Source organism: Photorhabdus namnaonensis (assembly GCF_001684335.1).
In the GTDB taxonomy this organism is placed as follows: Bacteria; Pseudomonadota; Gammaproteobacteria; order Enterobacterales; family Enterobacteriaceae; genus Photorhabdus; species Photorhabdus namnaonensis.
On record NZ_LOIC01000104.1, the window covers coordinates 985 to 19,989 of the forward strand.

Consider the following 19,005-nt stretch of genomic DNA (forward strand, 5'->3'; position numbering starts at 1 on the left):
GGCGGCGGCGAACCCGTCGTGGGTCGATGCTGATCAAAAGGTCAGCTTTGAGGAGCTGAGTCACAGTTATCGGGTCACCGGTGTGACGGTGGAAGTGGATAAAGACAAAGAACACTACAACAATGGCATTGACAGTTATACCTTCACGGCGACGGTGAAGGACGGGCACGGCAATCTGGTGGTGGGTAAACCGATCGACATTGACTGGCAGACAAATCCAACGGTTGACGGGTTAAAACTGACGAAACAGAACAATTCGGTGAGTAACGCGCAGGGACAGGTGACGGCGACCTTAACCAGTACAGTGGTAGCGATTGATGTACAAGTGTCTGCAAAGACGGCTACTCAGCAGACGCCAATGAATGCAGATAAAAAAGTCAGTTTTATCAGCCCTGATGAGCTTGCTTCTCTTACTGTTAGTCCAGATCACGTAACAGAAGGAGAAGGCGAGGGGCATACTTATACCTTTACTGCCACAGTAAAAGATTTTTCCGGGCAGGCGAAAAGTGGTGTTGCGGTGGCTTGGAGTGCAACAAATAGTAAGGGAGTTACCATTACTGATAAAAACTTGGTTACTCAGGTAGTGGGTGATGGTAAAACAGATGATGATGGGAAAGCGCAATATCAGATATATAGCAAAAGTGGCGGGTTTGTTGCTGTTATGGTAACGGCCAAAGTGAATGATTCATCTGTTGGTTCTAAGAATAAAATGGTAGAAATTAAGGCTAATGAGCAGGATGTTGCTAACTTCTTTATATTGGATTATCACTATAAAGATGGAGAATCGCTCGGGCGTTCAGTACCAAAGGAAAGAATGAACTTTGGCTGGCAAGAAATGAAGTTTAAACCTGAGTATTTGCCTGGAAAATTACATATAGATGGTTATTCTGGAGTATATGATTCAAGTAATAAGAGCGTAGTTGATGTTGAGGCGTTACAAGGTGATTTTCAAGTTAAAAAAGCAGGAACGGCTACATTAACTACGACGTTTACACACCCAGAATCTGGTCGGTATTTAAAATATGTTATTCCCGATGTGAAAATTGACCACTTTGTAATTGTTGATTTTAACCCGACAGGGCCGGGGGTTGGTTACGCTTACTCGAAGGATCGTATTGACACGATTCAACCTTTACCTAGTTGTACAAGAGGAAATAGGATAAAGGAGAGAGATCTTGGTAGTTCAATTGATTATCTGGTTAAGAATTTGAATTTGGATCTTATTCAAAAAGGTTTATTAGGAGATCCTCAGCATGAGCTAAATATTGTCGGAGTAACAATGGGAGGGTTGTATGTAGAAAGTAAAGAAAGTAAAGAAAGTAAAGAAAGTATTCAGGCTCATTTGTTGAATAAGCAAGATTCATACACAAAGGCTTATGTGGTTTTATGTGAGAAGTAGGGAGGGAATAATAGGTAGTAAGCATTATTGTGGAAGAGCATTATCTTGATAGAAAATTAGGCGTTTGTTACTTATTGGTGTTTAACTTTAATATATTGACACTTACAGCAGATATTGTCTCGGGAATAACGGTTTTAGAAGCGTGCCCAGTTGTCATCACTGTGACTTATAGTGAGAACGTAGTCATGCTATCTTCTCGTTATTTTAACAAATTCAGTCACTAATGAGCCACCACAGAGGTTTCTCGTACATTAGCTATAGCTAGAATTTTTAGTCACCAAGGCCATTTAGAACTTGGACAGTGAGGCAAAATCAATTATTTAATTGTTCACTGAAATCAATATAGATGATATTATTAATATAAGTGTTTACGCTGATGGTATTGTGTGATAGGAGTTAGATTAAGTATTTATTACTATTGATACTCATAAATTAATCAGGGAAGATGCGAAAGTTAGAGTAAGTGTTATTCAGCTTGGTCAGGTGCTTTTTTGATATGTGGACTCATATGCTGATGGTTTCTGACTTAGTTTTTTGAATATGGGGAGGAAGCACTGTATGTCATTTTATGATATATTTTGGATAGGGAATACATTGCTATTACAGTAATGGCTAAAGTAAATAGTTTATTTATGTGACAAACAGGAAGGCGATAATAGGTAGTCAGCATCATTGTAGAAGAACATTATTTTAATAGAAATTAGGTGTTTGTTACTTGTTGGTGTTTAACTTTAATATGAGGTTTAATATGTCGACACTTACAGCAGATATAATTTCAGGAATAACGGTTTTAGAGGAGTGCCCGGTTGTTATCACGGTGACTTATTCAGGCGATGATACTCACAAAGTAACGGATTCGACTGACATAGCGTACGATAACCCGAAAAATACCAGTTTTGATGAGATCCCTCGTATTTCAAGAGATGTTGAGAAAAATACCTGTACTGCGAAATTTGTTGTTACTGCTAATTCCGGAGCCAATGATTTCACCATAACATTTTCAATGGATAAGGCTACGGACCCCGATGCTAAATTGGAAATTGCATTTCATCCTATTGATAAAAATGGTTTTTCATATGCAGCATTTGAACCTATCATTATTGGCGATTCGTTGATAAAAGATTTATCTCCGGCAGCGGATAATGAGAAACCTTCACCATTCAATGGTAGCCTGCTTATTAATCTCTATGCGTTGAGTAAAACAAATGATCCGTTACCTTATTTTCAAATTCCTCTGGTAACGGATAAGCCAGTGCGTATTTTTGGGTATGATGGAAAACAAATTACGGCAGAAATATTGCCTTTTGTTCGGGGATTCAATAGAAGTAAATATTATATTAATACGAATGAAAACGGTTTTGTTGCTTTAAGGGTTTTCCCCAGTCAGAAAGATAAGAGTAACTATACGGTTGATATGTTTACGGAATTATCTGATTTTTCAAAGAGATCTTCATCAAATATTCTGTTTATTACAAAAGACATTAATTCAACGTTGGCAACGCCAGATATTGAAGAGCTGAATGGTGATAAATTAATGCCATCAACAGGAGATAGCAGTACAAACTTTCATGTGATTATTCCATTTTATGAAAGTGCTAAACTGAGAGATAGAATTTTCTTAATGATTAGAGAAGATAATAATGAAACGCCAAGTGCGTCTGCTGTCATTACTGATCTGAATCAGTTGAATAATCCGTTTATTTTAGTTCCATATGCCAGTGTTCCAAATATTGGTGGTAATGAGTTGTACTATTATATGGCTGATACAACGGGAAATATAACTATGTCATCTGTCCTCTATTTTGATTTAACGAGGTCAGTACCAAATGTACCACCAGAGGTTCAGCGTATATTAGCGAGACCTAGAATTTTTAATCATAGACGACAGGAGGAATTTTGGTGGCCAGCAAAGATTAATCTTGACGGTATCTTAGGAGGGGGGTTGGATGCCCATATTGCTGTGGGTAAAAACAGTGGAATAGAGGTAAATAATGTCATTAATGTACGTATTTACGTCAATGGTATTGTAAATGAGAATCCATTTTCGAAACTTTATGTTGTTAATCCTCATACGGTAACTGCCGAAGAAGTAGCGGCAGGAGAGACTATTATTCCGCTTGGTCAGTCGCCTTTTAGTAATATAGACTCACACCGTGATGGTACGCCAGGCTCGGTTTATATCACTTACAGTGTAGGCCGAAAAGAATCTAAGGTTTGGCTTGGATACATTGATACTGTTCCGTAGACTCATGTTGTGATGATACGCTAGGCTCAGTTTATATTACTTACAGTGTAGATCAAAAGGAATCTAATATTTGGTTTGGATACATTGGTTGGACAATAAATTTAATCAATTGAGCTTTTACCTGTTTATTGGAAAATGCGTAAGCATTTTCCGTTTTCCCAGACATATTTCTTATTGATGAACTGGCGATTTCTTTATTACTGAGCTATAATATTTTCTTAAGCATCTTTATTTTCAACCAGTGAATCATGGAATTAATGGGGGTAGTATGAATAATACCCAGCATGTTGAAAAGTTATTTAATAACTACCGGAATCTTAACTTGTAACTATATAGGGTATACTTGGATATAAAGCCTATATTATGAGTGGTGGTTACGTTAACGGCTAAAGTAAATAATTTATTTATGTGACAAATAGGAAGGAGATAATAGGTAGTAAGCATCATTGTGGAAGAGCATTATTTTGATAGAAATTAGGTGTTTGTTACTTGTTGGTGTTTAACTTTAATATGAGGTTTAATATGTCGACACTTAAAGCAGATATAATTTCAGGAATAACGGTTTTAGAGGAGTGCCCAGTTGTTATCACGGTGACTTATTCAGGTGATGATACTCATAAAGTAACGGAATCGACAGACATAGTGTACAATAACTCGGAAAATACCCGTTTTGATGAGATCCCTCGTATTTCAAGAGATATCGAGAATAATACCTGTACTGCAAAATTTGTTGTTACTGCTGCTTCTGGAGCTGGTGATTTCACCATAACATTTTTAATGGATAAGGCTACGGACCCTGATGTTAAATTGGAGAGAGCATTTCATGCTATTGATAAAAATGGTTTTTCACATGCAGCGTTTGAACCTATCATTATTGGCGATTCGTTGATAAAAGACTTATCTCCGGCAGCGGATAATGAGAAACCTTCTGAATTTAATGGCTGCCTGCTTATTAATCTATATGCGTTGAGTAAAACAAATGATCTGTTACCCTATTTTCAAATTCCTCTGGTAACGGATAAGTCAGTGCGTATTTTTGGATATGATGGAAAACAAATTACGGCAGAAATATTGCCTTTTGTTCGAGGGTTCAATAGAAATAGATACTATATTAATACGGATAAAAACGGTTTTGTTGCTTTAAGGGTTTTCCCCAGTCAGAAAGAGAAGAGTAGCTATGCGGTTGATATGTTCACAGAATTGCCGGATTTCTCAAAGAGATCTTTATCAAATATTCTGTTTATTACAGAAGACATTGTTCCAACGCTGGCAACGCCAGATATTGAAGAACTGAATGGTAATAAATTAGCACCATCGGTAGGGAGTAGCAGTACAGGTTTTCATGTGAGTATCCCATATTATGAAGGTGTTAGACTGCAAGATAGAATTTTCTTAATGATCAGAGAAGATAATTACGAAACGCCAAGTGTATCTGCTGTCATTACTGATTTGCATCAGTTGAATAATCCATTTATTTTAGTTCCATATGCCAGCGTTCCAAATATTGGCGGTAATGAATTATATTATTATAAGGCTGATGCAACGGGAAATATAACTATGTCATCTGCCCTCTATTTTAATTTAACGAGGTCAGCGCCAAATGTACCACCAGAGATTAATCGTACATTAGCTGCACCCATAATTTTTAGTCATATGCTACAGTTGGATTTTGGCTGGCCAGCGAGGATCAATCTTGAAGATATCTTAGGAGGAGGGTTGGATGCCCATATTGCTGTGGGTCAAGACAATGGAATAGAGGTAAATGATGTCATTAATGTACGTATTTATGTTAATGGTATTGTCAATGAGAATCCATTTTCGAAACTTTATTCTGTTAAGCCTTATACGGTAACTGCTGACGAAGTGGCGGCTGGAGAGGCTATTATTCCGCTTGGTCAGGCACCTTTTACTAATGTGAACTCGTATCGTGATGGTAGGCCAGGTTCGGTTTATATCACTTATAGCGTAGGTCAAAAAGAATCTAAGATTTGGTTTGGATACATTGATACTGTTCCACCTGGACAATAAATTTAACTGATTGAGCTTTTTCTTATTTGTGAACTGGCGATTTCTTTATTGCATACTATAATGTTTTATTAATCGTTGTTATTTTATTTTCAACCAAGGAATCATGGAGCTAATGGTGACAGTATGAATAATGGTCAACATGGTGAAAAGTGATTTAACAATTACCGTAATTTTAACCCCAGATATATTGTAACTATATAGGGTATATTTGGATATAAAGCTTATGTTTCGAGTAGAGATTTATTGTTATTACATTAACGGCTAAAGTAAATAATTTATTTATGTGACAAACAGGAAGGAGGTAATAGATAGTAAGCATCGTTGTATAAACGCATTATTTTGACAGAAAATTAAGTGTTTGTTACTGATTGGTGTTTAACTTTAATATGAGGTCTAATATGTCGACACTTACAACAGATATCGTTTCAGGAATAACGGTTTTAGAGGAGTGTCCAGTTGTTATCACTGTGACTTATTCAGGCGATGATACTCATAAAGTAACGGAAACGACTGATATAGTGTATAGTACCCCAGAAAATATCCGTTTTGATAAGACTCCTCGTATTTCAAGAGATATAGAAAATAATACTTGCGCTGCGAAATTTGTTGTTACTGCTAATTCTGGTGCCAATGATTTCACCATAACATTTTCAATGGATAAGGTTACGGACACCGATGCTAAATTGGAGAGAGTATTTCATTTTATTGATAAGAATGATTTTTCACATGCAGCATTTGAACCCATAATCATTGGTGATTCGTTGATAAAAGACTTATCTCCGGCAAAAGATAATGAGGAGCCTTCTGAGTTTAATGGCAGCCTCCTTATTAATCTATATGCGTTGAGTAAAACGAATGAGCCGTTACCCTATTTTCAAATTCCTCTGGTAACAGATAGGATAGTGCGTATTTTTGGGTATGATGGAGAACAAATTACGGAAGAAATATCTCCTTTTATTCGAAAATTAAGTATTAATAAATATTATATTAATACAGATAAAAACGGTTTTGTTGCTTTAAGGGTTTTCCCCAGTCAGAAAGGGAAGGGGAACTATGCGGTTGATATGTTCACAGAATTGCCGGATTTTTCAAAGAAATCTTCATCAAATATTCTGTTTATTACAAAAGACATTGCTCCGACGCTTATAACGCCAGATATTGAAGAGCTAAATGGTGATAAATTAACGCCATTAGTAGGAAATAGCAGCACAGGTTTTCATGTGAGTATCCCATTTTATAAAGGTGCTGGACCGAAAGACACAGTTTTCTTAATGCTCAGAGAGGATAATGACGAAACGCCAAGTGCGTCTGCCGTAATTACTGATCTGAATCAGTTGAATAATCCGTTTATTTTAGTTCCATATGCCAGTGTTCCAAATATTGGTGGTAATGAGTTATACTATTATATAGCTGATACAACGGGAAATATAGCTATGTCATCTGCCCTCTATTTTAATCTAACGAGGTCAGCACCAAATGTACCACCAGAGATTAAGCGTACATTAGCTGCACCTAGAATTTTTAGTCATATACTACAGTTGGAATTCGGCTGGCCAGCTTGGATCAATCTTAACGATATATTAGGCGGAGGATTAGATGCCTATATTGCTGTGGATAAAAAAAGTGGAATAGAGGTAAATAATATTATCAATATACGTGTTTATGTTAATGGTATTATAAATGATAATCCATCTTCGAAACTTTATTCTGTTGAACCTCATACGGTAACTGCCGAAGAAGTGGCGGTTGGAGAGACTATTATTCCGCTTGGTCAGGCGCCTTTTACTAATATAGACTCATATCGTGATGGTACGCCAGGCTCAGTTTATATCACTTACAGCGTAGGCAGAAAAGAATCTAAGATTTGGTTTGGATACATTGATACTGTTCCGTAGACTCATATCGTGGTGATGTGCCAAGCTTAGTTTATATTATTTACAGTGTAGGTCAAAAGGAATCTAAGATCTGGTTTGGACATATTGATATTGTTCCACCTGGACAATAGATTTGGTTGATTGAGCTTTTACCTGTTTATTGGGAAATGCGTAAACATTTTCCATTTTGCCGAACATATTTCTTATTTGTGAACTGGCGATTTCTTTATTACCGAGCTATAATGTTTTATTAGGCGTTGTCATTTTATCTTCAACAATAAATCATGGAACTAATGGTGGCAGTATGAATAATGGTCAACATGGTGAAAAGTGATTTAACAATTACCGTAATTTTAACCCCAGATATATTGTAACTATATAGGGTATATTTGGATATAAAGCTTATGTTTCGAGTAGAGATTTATTGTTATTACATTAACGGCTAAAGTAAATAATTTATTTATGTGACAAACAGGAAGGAGGTAATAGATAGTAAGCATCGTTGTATAAACGCATTATTTTGATAGAAAATTAAATGTTTGTTACTTATAGGTGTTTAACTTTAATATGAGGTTTAATATGTCAATACTTACAGCAGATATCGTTTCAGGAATAACGGTTTTAGAAGAGTGCCCAGTTGTTATCACTGTGACTTATTCAGGTGATAAGACTCATAAAGTAACGGAAACGACTGATATAGTGTACAGTCATCCAGAAAATACCCGTTTTGATGAGACCCCTCGTATTTCAAGGGATGTCAAGAATAATATCTGCACTGCAAAATTTGTTGTTACTGCCAATTCTGGTGCCGGTGATTTCACCATAGTATTTTCAATGGATAATACTACGGACCCGAATGCTAAATTGGAAATTGCGTTTCATCCTATTGATAAAAATGGTTTTTCACATGCAGCGTTTGAGCCTATCATTATTGGCGATTCGTTGATAAAAGATTTATCTCCGGCAGCAGATGATGAGGAGCCTTCTGAATTTAATGGCAGCCTCCTTATTAATATCTATGCGTTGAGTGAAAAAAATGAGCCGTTACCCTATTTTCAAATCCCTCTGGTAATTGATAATTTAGTGCGTATTTTTGGGTATGATGGAGAAAATATTACGGAAGAAATATTGCCTCTTGTTCTAAATTACGATAATAATAAATACTATATTAATACCGATAAAAATGGTTTTGTTGCTTTAAAGATTTTCCCCAGTAAGAAGGAGAATGGTAATTATACAGTTGATATGTTCACAGAATTGCCGGATTTTTCAAAGAAACCTTTATCAAATATTCTTTTTATTATAGAGGACATTGATCCAACACTTGCGGTACCAGATATTGCAGAACTGGATGGTAATAAATTAACTCCATCAATAGGAAATAGCAGTACAGGTTTTCATGTGAGTATCCCATTTTATGAAGGTTTTAGCCCGAAAGATAGAATTTTCTTAATGATCAGAGAAGATAATGCCGAAACGCCAAGTGTGTCTACTGTCATTAATGATCTGAATCAGTTGGATAATTCGTTTATTTTAGTTCCATATGCTAATATTCAAAATATTGGTGGTAATGAGTTATATTATTATATGGCTGATGCAATGGGAAATATCACTATGTCATCTGCCCTCTATTTTGATTTAACGAGTTCAGTACCGAATGAACCACCAGAGATTAGGCGTATATTAGCGAGACCTAGAATTTTTAATCATAAACGACAGGAGGAGTTTGGTTGGCCAGGTAAGATTAATCTTGAATATATTTTAGGTGGAGGGTTGGATGCTCATATTGCTGTGGGTAAAAACAACGGAATAGAGGTAAATAGTGTTATCAATATACGTATTTACGTTAATGGTATTGTAAATGAGAATCCATCCTCAAAGATTTATTCTATTGCTCCTCATACGGTAACTGATGACGAAGTAAAGGCTGGAGAGACTATTATTCTGCTTGGTCAGACGCCTTTTACTAATGTAGATTCGTATAGTGATGGTACGCTAGGCTCGGTTTATATCACTTACAGCGTAGGTAAAAAAGAATCTAAGATTTGGTTTGGACAGATTGATACTGTTCCCCCTAGGAAATAAATTTAACTGATTGAGATTTTATCTGTTTATGGAAAATGCGTAAGCGTTTTCCATTTTCCAAGACATGTTGCTTATTTGTGAACTGGTGATTTATTTATTACCGAGCTATAATATTTTATTAAATGTTTTATTTTATTTTCAATAATAAATTATGGAGTTAATGGATGCAGTATGAATAATGCTATGCATGGCGAAAAGTGATTTAACAATTACCCTAATTTTGACCAAAAAATAGGGTGACTATATAGGGTATACTTGGATATGTAGCTTCTACACTGAGTGATGGATTTATTGTTATTACAGTAACGGCTAAAGTAAATAATTTATTTATGTGAGAAGTAGGAAGGAGGTAATAAGTAGTAAGCATCGTTGTGGGAGCGCATTATTTTTATAAAAATTAGACACTTATTGCTTATTAATGTTTAACTTTGATATGAGGTTTAATATGTCGACACTTACAGCAGATATTGTTTCAGGAATAACGGTTTTAGAAGAGTGCCCAGTTGTCATTACGGTGACTTATTCAGGTGATGAGTTACATAAAGTAACGGAAATGACTGATATAGTGTACAGTGACCAGCAAGATGTCAGTTTTGATGAGACTCCTCGTATTTCAAGGGATATCAAGAAGAATACCTGTACTGCAAAATTTGTTGTTACTGCTAATGACGGTGCCAGTGATTTCACCATAGAATTTTCAATGGATAATACTACGGACCCCAATGCTAAATTAGAGATAGCATTTCATCCTATTGATAAAAATGGTTTTTCGCATGCAGCGTTTGAACCTGTGATTATTGGCGATTCGCTGGTAAAAGACTTATTTCCGGCAGCGGATGATGAGCAACCTTCTGAGTTTAACGGCAGCCTCCTTGTTAATATATATGCACTGAGTAAAACAGATGATCCGTTACCTTATTTTCAAATTCCTCTGGTAACTGATAAGCTAGTGCGTATTTTTGAAGATGGTAGGGGTCAACTTACAACAGAAATATTGCCTTTTATTAGAGGATTCAATAGAAATAAATATTACATTAATACGGATAGTAGAGGTTTTGCTGCCTTAAGAATTTTCCCCAGTAGAGGGGAGGGTAGTAACTACACAGTCAATATGTTTACAGAGTTGCAGGATTTTTTAAGGAAATATTCATCAAATATTCTGTTTATTACAGAAGACATTGCTCCAACGCTTGAAATGCCAGATATTGAAGAGTTGGATGGTGATAGTTTAACACCATCAGTAGGAAATAGCAGTACAGGTTTTCATGTAAGTATCCCATTTTATGAAAGTGTTAAACCGAGAGATAGAATTTTCTTAATGATCAGAGAAGATAATGATGAAACGCCAAGTGTGTCTACTGTCATTACTGATCTGAATCAGTTGGATAGTCCGTTTATTTCAGTTCCATATGCCAGTGTTCCAAATACTGGCGATAATGAATTATATTATTATAGGGCTGATACAACGGGAAATATAACTATGTCATCTGCCCTCTATTTTAATTTAACGAGGTCAGTACCAAATCAACCACCAGAGATCAGGCGTACATTAGCGGCAGCTAGAATTTTCACTCATAAAGATCAGGCCGAACTTAAACAGAGAGGTAAGATCAATCTTGTAAAAATTTTAGGGGGAGGGCTAGATGCGCGTATTGCTGTGGGTAGAAAAAATGGAATAGATGTGGATAGTATTATCAATGTACGTATTTACGTTAATGGTATTGTCAATCATAGTCCATCTTCAAAAATTTATTCTCTTGAACCGCATATGGTAACTGCCGATGAAATGGCGGCAGGAGAGGTTATTATCCCGCTTGGTCAGGCACCTTTTACGGGTGTAGACTCATATCGTGATGGGCCAGGATTAGTTTATGTCACTTACAGTGTAAGAATAAAGAACTCCAAGATTTGGTTTGGACTCATTGATACGGTTCCTCCTGGACAGTAGATTTAACTGATTGAGCTTTTATTTGTTTATTGGAAAATGCATAAGCGTTTTCCATTTTACCGGCCATGTTTCTTATTTGTAAACTAGCGATTTTTTATTGTGGGTTATTTTTAACCAATGAATCATGGAGTTAATGGTGACAGTATGAATAATGGCAAACATGGTGAAAAATGATCTAACAATTACCGTCATTTTAACCCCAAATATATTATGACTATATGGGGTATACTTGGATATAAGGCTTATGCTTCGAGTAGGGATTTATTGTTATTACAGCAACAGCTAAAGTAAATAATTTATTTATGTGAGAAGTAAAAAGGAGATAATAGGTAGTCAGCATCGTTGTGGATGCGCGTTATTGGTGTTTTTTACTTATTGGTGTTTAACTTTAATATGAGGTTTAATATGTCGACACTGACAGCAGATATCGTTTCAGGAATAACGGTTTTAGAAGCGTGCCCAGTTGTTATCACTGTGACTTATTCAGGTGACGATACACATAAAGTAACGGAAACGACTGACATAGTATGTAGTCACCCAGAAAATACCAGTTTTGATTGTAATCACAGTATTTCAAGGGATACCAAGAAAAATACCTGCACTGCAAAATTTGTTGTTACGGCTCATTCTGGTGCCAGTGATTTCACCATAATATTTTCAATAAATAAGGCTACGGACCCTGATGCTAAATTGGAGATTACATTTCATCCTATTGATGAAAATGGTTTTTCACACGCAGGGTTTACCCCTATAATTATTGGCGATTCGTGGGTAAAAGATTTTTCTCCGGCGGCAGATAATGAGCGACCTTCATCATTCAATGGCAGCCTGCTCATTAATATATATGCGTTGAATAAGACAAATGATCCGCTTCCCTATTTTCAAATTCCTCTGGTAACGGATAAGCCAGTACGTATTTTTGCGGATGATGGAGAACAACTTACGACAGAAATATCGCCTTTTATTAGTGAAAAAGATAATTATCAATATTATATTAATACAGATAGTAATGGTTTTGTTGCCTTAAGAGTTTTCCCTAAGAAATCTGAGGGAAGTTACTCGGTGAGCATGTTCACAAAACTGCCATCTTTTTTGAAAAACGCTTCATCAAGCATTTTGATGATTACCGAAGATATTGCTCCAACGCTTCCAGCGCCAGATATTGAAGGATTGGATGGTGATAAATTAACACCACCGCCAGGAAATAGCAGTACAGATTTTGATGTGACTATCCCATTTTATGCAGGTGCGGAACCACTGGATCAAATTTTCTTAATAATTAGAGAAGGTGATAAAGAAACAAAAATCCGGTCTGCGGTAATCACTGAGTTGTGCCAGTTGGATAATTCGTTTATTTCAGTTCCGTATGCTAATATTCCAAATGCTGGCGATAATGAATTATATTATTATGTAACTAGCAAAATGGGGAAAACAACGATGTCATCTGCCCACTATTTTAATTTGACAGAGGCAATCCCGAATGTGCCACCTGAGATTGAGCGTATATTATCTGTACCCAGAATTTTTACTCACCAATGTCATTTAGAACTTGAACAACAAGGCAAAATCAATTATCTAATTATTCAAGGGGGAGGATTGGATGTGCATATTGCTGTGGGTAAAAATTATGGAATAGAGGTAAATAGAGTTATCAAGGTACATGTTTACGTTAACGGTACTGTAAATGGGCATCCATCTTCAAAGATTTATTCTCTTGATCCTCATACGGTAACTGCCGACGAAGAGGCGGCTGGGGAGGTTATTATTCCTCTTGGTCAGGCACCTTTTACTGATGTAGATTCATATCGTGATGGTACGTTAGGCTCGGTTTATATCACTTACAGTGTCGGCATAAAGGACTCTGAGGTTTGGTATGGACGCATTGATACGGTTCCACCTGGATACTAAATTTAGCTAATTGAGTTTTTATTTATGTGAGAAGCAGGAAGAAGGTAATAGGTAGTCAGCATTGTTGTGTAAATGCATTATTGGTGTTTAACTTTAATATGAGGTTTAATATGTCGACATTGACAGCAGATATCGTTTCAGGAATAACGGTTTTAGAAGAATGCCCAGTTGTCATTACTGTGACTTATTCAGGTGATGACACCCATAAAGTAACGGAAACGACTGATATAGTATGCAGTTACCCACAAGATCGTAATTTTGGTGAGATTCCTCGTATTTCAAGAGATGTTGAGAAAAATATCTGTACTGCAAAATTTGTTGTTGCCGCTGATTCTGGCGCTAGTGATTTCACCATAACATTTTCAATGGATAAGGCTACGGACCCTGATGCTAAATTGGAGATTGCGTTTCATTCTATTGATGAAAATGGTTTTTCATACGAAGGGTTTACCCCTATAATTATTGGAGATTCGTGGGTAAAAGATTTATCTCCGGCAGCAGATAATGAGCGACCTTCATCATTCAATGGCAGTCTGCTCATTAATATGTATGCGTTGAATGAGACAAATGATCCACTTCCCTATTTTCAAATTCCTCTGGTAACTGATAGGGCAGTACGTATTTTTGGATATGATGGAGAAGGAATTACGGTAGAAATATTACCTTTTATGAGTGAAAAAGATAATTGTCAATATTATATTAATACGGATAGTCATGGTTTTGTTGCTTTAAAAATTTTCCCTAAGAAATCTGAGGGGAGTTATTCGGTGAATATGTTGACAAAATTGCCATATGTTTTAAAAAACGCTTCATCAAGCATTTTGATGATTACAGAGAATATTCACCCAACGCTTCCGGCGCCAAATATTGCAGAATTGACTGGTGATAAATTAACACCACCGCCAGGAAATAGGATCACAAGTTTTAATGTGATTATCCCATTCTATGAATCTGCTAAATCACTGGATCAAATCTTCTTAATAATTAGAGAAGGTGATAAGGAAACAAAAAGCCAGTCTGCGGTAATCACTGAGTTGTGCCAGTTGGATAAGCCGTTTATTTTAGTTCCGTATGCCAGTATTCCAAGTGTTGGCGATAATCAGTTATATTATTATGTAACTGATAAGACGGGGAAAACAACTAAGTCATCTGTCCGCTATTTTAATTTGACAAAGGCAGTACCGAATGTGCCACCTGAAATTGAGCGTACATTAGCGGTACCCAGAATTTTCACTCATAAAGATCAGGAGGAACTTGGGCAGAAAGTCAGAATCAATCTTGAAACTATTTTAGGCGGGGGACTGGATGCTCATATTGTTGTGGGTAAAAATCATGGAATAGTGGTAAATAGTGTTATCAAGGTACATGTTTACGTTAACGGCATTGTAAATGAGAATCCATTTTCGAAACTTTATTCTCTTGATCCTCATATGGTAACTGCCGACGAAGTGGCGGCTGGGGAGGCGATTATTCAGCTTGGTCAAGCGCCTTTTACTAATGTAGATTCGTATAGTGATGGTGCGCCAGGAGCAGTTTATATCACTTATAATGTAGGCATGAAATATAGTGAAAACACAAAGGACTCTAAGATTTGGTATGGACGCATTGATACGGTTCTTCCCGGACAGTAAATTTAACCGATTGAGCTTTAATATTTTATTAAGCGTTATCATTTTATTTTCAATTAATAAATCATGGAGTTAATGGTGACAATATGAATAACGGCATATCAAGTGTGATTATCACAGAAAACGCGGCGATAAGTGATTTAACCGATTACCCTAATCTTAATCCCAAAAATATTGTGACTGTATATGGTCTACCTGGGCATAAATTCTATGCTACGACATCTATTGGTGCTTCTATTGTCGACGATAACATTAACGTGGATCAGATCATATTGACGTTAGATGAGACTGGAAAAGGACATTTTTATGTTCGTTCTCCGTTTGAACATAAAAATATTGAAAATAGCGAAGAGTTTTCGGCTTTTTTGATGATTGCTCCACAAAAGGATATTAATAAGGTAATATCTTTTCCGCTTATTTTTGGTAATTATCGTCAGTCTGATGAAGCTATAGTCTTTACCGCCTATAATTATACTACAGGCGCTCCGGCGGATGGGAAGACGCCTTGCTCGATATATCTTTTTATTGATCGTAAAAATAATGATGATATTAATCAAATCCGTGTAAGAGTGAATAATAATGCACTCATCGATGGTTATAATAAGAACTGGGCAGATATTCCATTAAAGGAGGATGGTAGTGCGACAGTGAATGTGACTAGCCATACAGTAGGTAAAGTTAGTGTTTGGCTAACAGTACCTGATTCAGATTCAGGGGATAAAGTCAATTTTGTTTTATCGTTCAGACCAATTCCAATGGGAGATGAAATATGATTACCAATCATGACAATACATTTATTCTTTTATCGTCGCCAAAATTGCCGCAAGCAGATAAAGATGGCTTGATTGATGTTTCTGTTCAACAGAATCAAGATTTAATTATCAAAGTACCCTATTATGAGGATATGGAAATCTGGGATGTGATCGTGGTCAGTGTTGGGGGAATTTTTTCTCGGCCCTATTATGTTCAGAATATTAATACTATTTTTTTCACTATAGCTATACCGTTCTCTGAAATACCGGATGGTTGCTATAATGTGACTTATACATCAGCCGATGATTTCGAGAATGAAAATTTCTCTAAACCGGCTGTTATTAAAATTATTAATTCTCCATCGATAAAATTATTACCATCAATTTACCCAGATTCAACATCTGGCGTTATTCACTATTCATCTCTTGTACAAGATCATGGGTTAAATGTGCATATCAGTTATCAGCATATGCGGAAAGGCGATAGCGTCATATTCCACTGGCGAGGACATAATTTTAATTATGAGCCAATTGAGAGGTCTGACTGGGATGCACAACCAATAACAGTCAGTGATGAGGATATTAAGCAGGGTTATGTTTCTTTAGTGGTGCCGGCGGAAAATGTGCTTTGTTTGGGGCAAGAGGGCGTGGGAACAGGGTATTATGAGGTTGGTAATAATAGTTCTGCTCCAGGTTCAGTGATATTGTCATTAATGGATATGTCATCTGCCATGATATCAATTAGTGAAGGCGCGCCGGTGGTATCTAATGAATATCCCAGAATAAACCCGAAAAATTTGGTTGCGGTTTATGGGCCGCCAGGAAAGAGATTATCGGCCAGTGTTGAATCAGGAAGTATTGTTGAAGGGGGTGGTGCAAAATATCAATTTGCCCCTGATAGTTTCGGGCTGGCTTATTTCCATTTGCAATCTGAGGAAACGGGGAGTTTTCGCTGTACTGTTTCTGCGGAGGATGGAACTATAACTCCGGGTGTAGGGCAGGCAATGTTTAGCGAGTGGAGAGATGGAGGCGGTGTTATCGAAGCTTATGCATTTACCTCTGGAGTACCTGCTGATGGCGTGAGTGTTTGTAGTGGTTATGTGATTGTGGACCGTACTGTCTATTCCGGTAAAAGATTACTTGTTCGTACTGATGGCTCCGCGATAATTTCAGGTTATGGTGATAATGAAAGGGAGTTGCAGGTTGCGATTAGTAAAGATGGTTGTACAACTTTCCATATAACTAATACCAAAGCAGAAAAAAATAATGTGATAATAAGTTTACCCGATAGTGATAAGTCGATTCAATTTTCTATTAATTTTAAACACTTTCCTTCTATTTAGCGTAAGGAATATTGTTAATTAGCATAATGTTATCAAATTGAAATTATTTCGTTTTTTAACTTTAAATCGTTGATGACATATATAAATATACATGACAGTGATAAATTAGGAGAATGAAATGGATGACGAACAAGCACCAAAAGAGGCTAAAACATTAAATTGGCTATCAAGTGAAAAAACGGAAACTATGGATAAACCGATAGATATCGGTGTAAGCGCAATCCAGGATGGTTATTTATTGCATGGGGTGAATGTAGTTTTCACGTTAGATAATCAATCTATGGTATTTAAAGAGAATAATGATCGTAAAATTATAAAAGGTACAGGAATACTGGGTAAGGTATCAGTTGAAATAATCTCTACTGATTCGACTCCGTGTCAAGGGAATGTGTATGCTTGCTTGGAAGATGATACTCAAATAGCAGCCCCTCCTCTTCAGGTCGAGTTTATTTCTATTCTTCAATCGGTGGCAGGGCTTAAGCTTGTCTTAAAAGAAAATAATGCATGGATTAATAGTACCGATGAGAATAAGGTAGTTGCAACGGTGTATGATCGGTTGGGTAATGGAGTTAAAAACCAAAAAATAACCTTCTATGCAGATAGCGGGGCAACAGTCGTTCCATCGTCGGGGATGACAGATAAAAATGGTAAGATAACGGCGTTAATACAATCTAATAGTGCTGGTGAAGTAACGCTAATGGCGCAAGTGGGAGATATTAAAAAGGCTGTAGCTATGTGTTTCACGGATAATCCATATCAGTTAAAGATTATAGAATCTCAGGTTGTGTTGTCTTCATTCTCAAACGCTATTATAGCTGGATATTTATATAAGAATGGCGTAGGTGAACCTAATGTAACTATATCAGTATCTCTGGGATCTTATCTGTTTTTGAGTAGTCAAGACAAACATATGACTACCGATATAAATGGCTATTTTAGCTTTAGAATTGCTACTATAGAGCGTATGCCTCCCATGAATGAATCTGTATCGGTGTATATAAGTTGTATTGATGGGCGGGTATATTCTCAAACATGGGTAGAGTTAACCCCAGAGCTATATTAGGCGTTGGATATTTGGGGATGCTGATTGATGGTTACACATTGAAAAATTAGACAAATCCCCTGTTTTTAGCCGTTATCATGCAGTGTGAAAATAAGATGATTTTTATTATCCCGGTAGGAATCATTGATTAAAAATATATAACTTGGGTGGAATTTCACAACTATCATTGTTATATATCAATATTTAGTTAAAAACCTGAACTTTTCTTTAAGTGAAGTTCAGGCTACTAACTCATTATTTCTTCATGTTATTTCTTACAATGATTAGGGCGTTGTTATTAAATCTCCTTTAGTTGTGATCGCGCCCGCAATGACCTTTTGTGAAATAGGGCTATACTATAAATAAGCTATATAGTTATAGAGAGTCAATTAACATTAGCTTTTGAATTTTCGGTTCTTAGTATTCACGGAGAGTGTGTATTCACGAAGAGTGTTGGAGGTAGCATATGAAACGTCAAAGTGCTTTCATAGTCGGTAATGTATTAATGGGCGTCGGTATGTTCACCATAGTGAGTAGCCTGGCTTATACATTACTGCCTCACATCTTCGGTTTTGGCTGGCCTGAGTTTTTATCTGAAGCGGCGCTATTGGGTGTTTTTATTGGCGCGCTTGTTTGGTTGGCTGGCGCCGGTGTGGGAGGCCGGGAAGGTGTGGCAGATCGTTACTGGTGGTTAAGAAACTATGATGAGCGTTATCGTCGTGGTGATCATCGGTTTCCATAACAAAAATAGAG

At 36.6% G+C, this 19,005-nt stretch carries 12 protein-coding genes; all 12 read left to right on the forward strand.

Features of this window, described 5'->3' with window-relative positions; all coding sequences use genetic code 11:
* Nucleotides 1-1,399 (forward strand): Ig-like domain-containing protein (locus tag Phpb_RS22805; protein WP_205634825.1); only part of this gene is annotated, 1,399 nt, incomplete at its 5' end.
* Nucleotides 1,400-2,147: 748 nt separating this feature from the next.
* On the forward strand, nucleotides 2,148-3,644 hold the full coding sequence (locus tag Phpb_RS22810; RefSeq protein WP_065392358.1) for a hypothetical protein: 1,497 nt from the start codon (nucleotides 2,148-2,150) through the stop codon (nucleotides 3,642-3,644).
* A 522-nt stretch (nucleotides 3,645-4,166) separates the two neighbouring features.
* Nucleotides 4,167-5,672 (forward strand): hypothetical protein, encoded by a 1,506-nt coding sequence (locus tag Phpb_RS22815; protein WP_065392359.1) that lies wholly within the window; start codon nucleotides 4,167-4,169, stop codon nucleotides 5,670-5,672.
* A gap of 398 nt (nucleotides 5,673-6,070) precedes the next feature.
* Complete coding sequence (locus Phpb_RS22820) at nucleotides 6,071-7,567, forward strand: hypothetical protein (protein ID WP_065392360.1); 1,497 nt, start codon at nucleotides 6,071-6,073, stop codon at nucleotides 7,565-7,567.
* Nucleotides 7,568-8,125: 558 nt separating this feature from the next.
* Nucleotides 8,126-9,631, forward strand: a complete 1,506-nt coding sequence (locus tag Phpb_RS22825; protein ID WP_065392361.1) for a hypothetical protein — start codon at nucleotides 8,126-8,128, stop codon at nucleotides 9,629-9,631.
* Between the two features lie 445 nt (nucleotides 9,632-10,076).
* Nucleotides 10,077-11,579 (forward strand): hypothetical protein, encoded by a 1,503-nt coding sequence (locus Phpb_RS22830; RefSeq protein ID WP_065392362.1) that lies wholly within the window; start codon nucleotides 10,077-10,079, stop codon nucleotides 11,577-11,579.
* A gap of 405 nt (nucleotides 11,580-11,984) precedes the next feature.
* Entirely contained in the window at nucleotides 11,985-13,487 is a 1,503-nt protein-coding gene (locus tag Phpb_RS22835; RefSeq protein ID WP_065392403.1) for a hypothetical protein, read from the forward strand.
* A gap of 110 nt (nucleotides 13,488-13,597) precedes the next feature.
* Nucleotides 13,598-15,118, forward strand: coding sequence for a hypothetical protein (locus Phpb_RS22840; protein ID WP_065392363.1), 1,521 nt, complete (start codon nucleotides 13,598-13,600; stop codon nucleotides 15,116-15,118).
* An 83-nt stretch (nucleotides 15,119-15,201) separates the two neighbouring features.
* A complete protein-coding gene (locus tag Phpb_RS22845; RefSeq protein ID WP_065392364.1) occupies nucleotides 15,202-15,888 on the forward strand; it encodes a hypothetical protein in 687 nt (228 codons plus the stop codon).
* Nucleotides 15,885-17,210, forward strand: coding sequence for a hypothetical protein (locus Phpb_RS22850; RefSeq protein ID WP_065392365.1), 1,326 nt, complete (start codon nucleotides 15,885-15,887; stop codon nucleotides 17,208-17,210). The genes Phpb_RS22845 and Phpb_RS22850 overlap by 4 nt, the downstream gene beginning before the upstream one ends.
* Before the next feature lie 118 nt (nucleotides 17,211-17,328).
* The gene (locus tag Phpb_RS22855; RefSeq protein ID WP_065392366.1) at nucleotides 17,329-18,273 is read left to right on the forward strand and encodes an Ig-like domain-containing protein; all 945 of its coding nucleotides are present in this window, start codon (nucleotides 17,329-17,331) and stop codon (nucleotides 18,271-18,273) included.
* Nucleotides 18,274-18,718: 445 nt separating this feature from the next.
* Nucleotides 18,719-18,994, forward strand: a complete 276-nt coding sequence (ychH, locus tag Phpb_RS22860; protein WP_065392367.1) for a stress-induced protein YchH — start codon at nucleotides 18,719-18,721, stop codon at nucleotides 18,992-18,994.
* Nucleotides 18,995-19,005 lie beyond the last annotated feature (11 nt).

Coding starts and splice junctions, on each gene's coding strand:
- Phpb_RS22835 (WP_065392403.1), top strand. CDS start 11,985: ATGTCGACACTGACAGCAGATATCGTTTCAGGAATAACGGTTTTAGAA.
- Phpb_RS22810 (WP_065392358.1), top strand. CDS start 2,148: ATGTCGACACTTACAGCAGATATAATTTCAGGAATAACGGTTTTAGAG.
- Phpb_RS22845 (WP_065392364.1), top strand. CDS start 15,202: ATGAATAACGGCATATCAAGTGTGATTATCACAGAAAACGCGGCGATA.
- Phpb_RS22825 (WP_065392361.1), top strand. CDS start 8,126: ATGTCAATACTTACAGCAGATATCGTTTCAGGAATAACGGTTTTAGAA.
- Phpb_RS22840 (WP_065392363.1), top strand. CDS start 13,598: ATGTCGACATTGACAGCAGATATCGTTTCAGGAATAACGGTTTTAGAA.
- Phpb_RS22820 (WP_065392360.1), top strand. CDS start 6,071: ATGTCGACACTTACAACAGATATCGTTTCAGGAATAACGGTTTTAGAG.
- Phpb_RS22815 (WP_065392359.1), top strand. CDS start 4,167: ATGTCGACACTTAAAGCAGATATAATTTCAGGAATAACGGTTTTAGAG.
- Phpb_RS22850 (WP_065392365.1), top strand. CDS start 15,885: ATGATTACCAATCATGACAATACATTTATTCTTTTATCGTCGCCAAAA.
- Phpb_RS22830 (WP_065392362.1), top strand. CDS start 10,077: ATGTCGACACTTACAGCAGATATTGTTTCAGGAATAACGGTTTTAGAA.
- ychH (WP_065392367.1), top strand. CDS start 18,719: ATGAAACGTCAAAGTGCTTTCATAGTCGGTAATGTATTAATGGGCGTC.
- Phpb_RS22855 (WP_065392366.1), top strand. CDS start 17,329: ATGGATGACGAACAAGCACCAAAAGAGGCTAAAACATTAAATTGGCTA.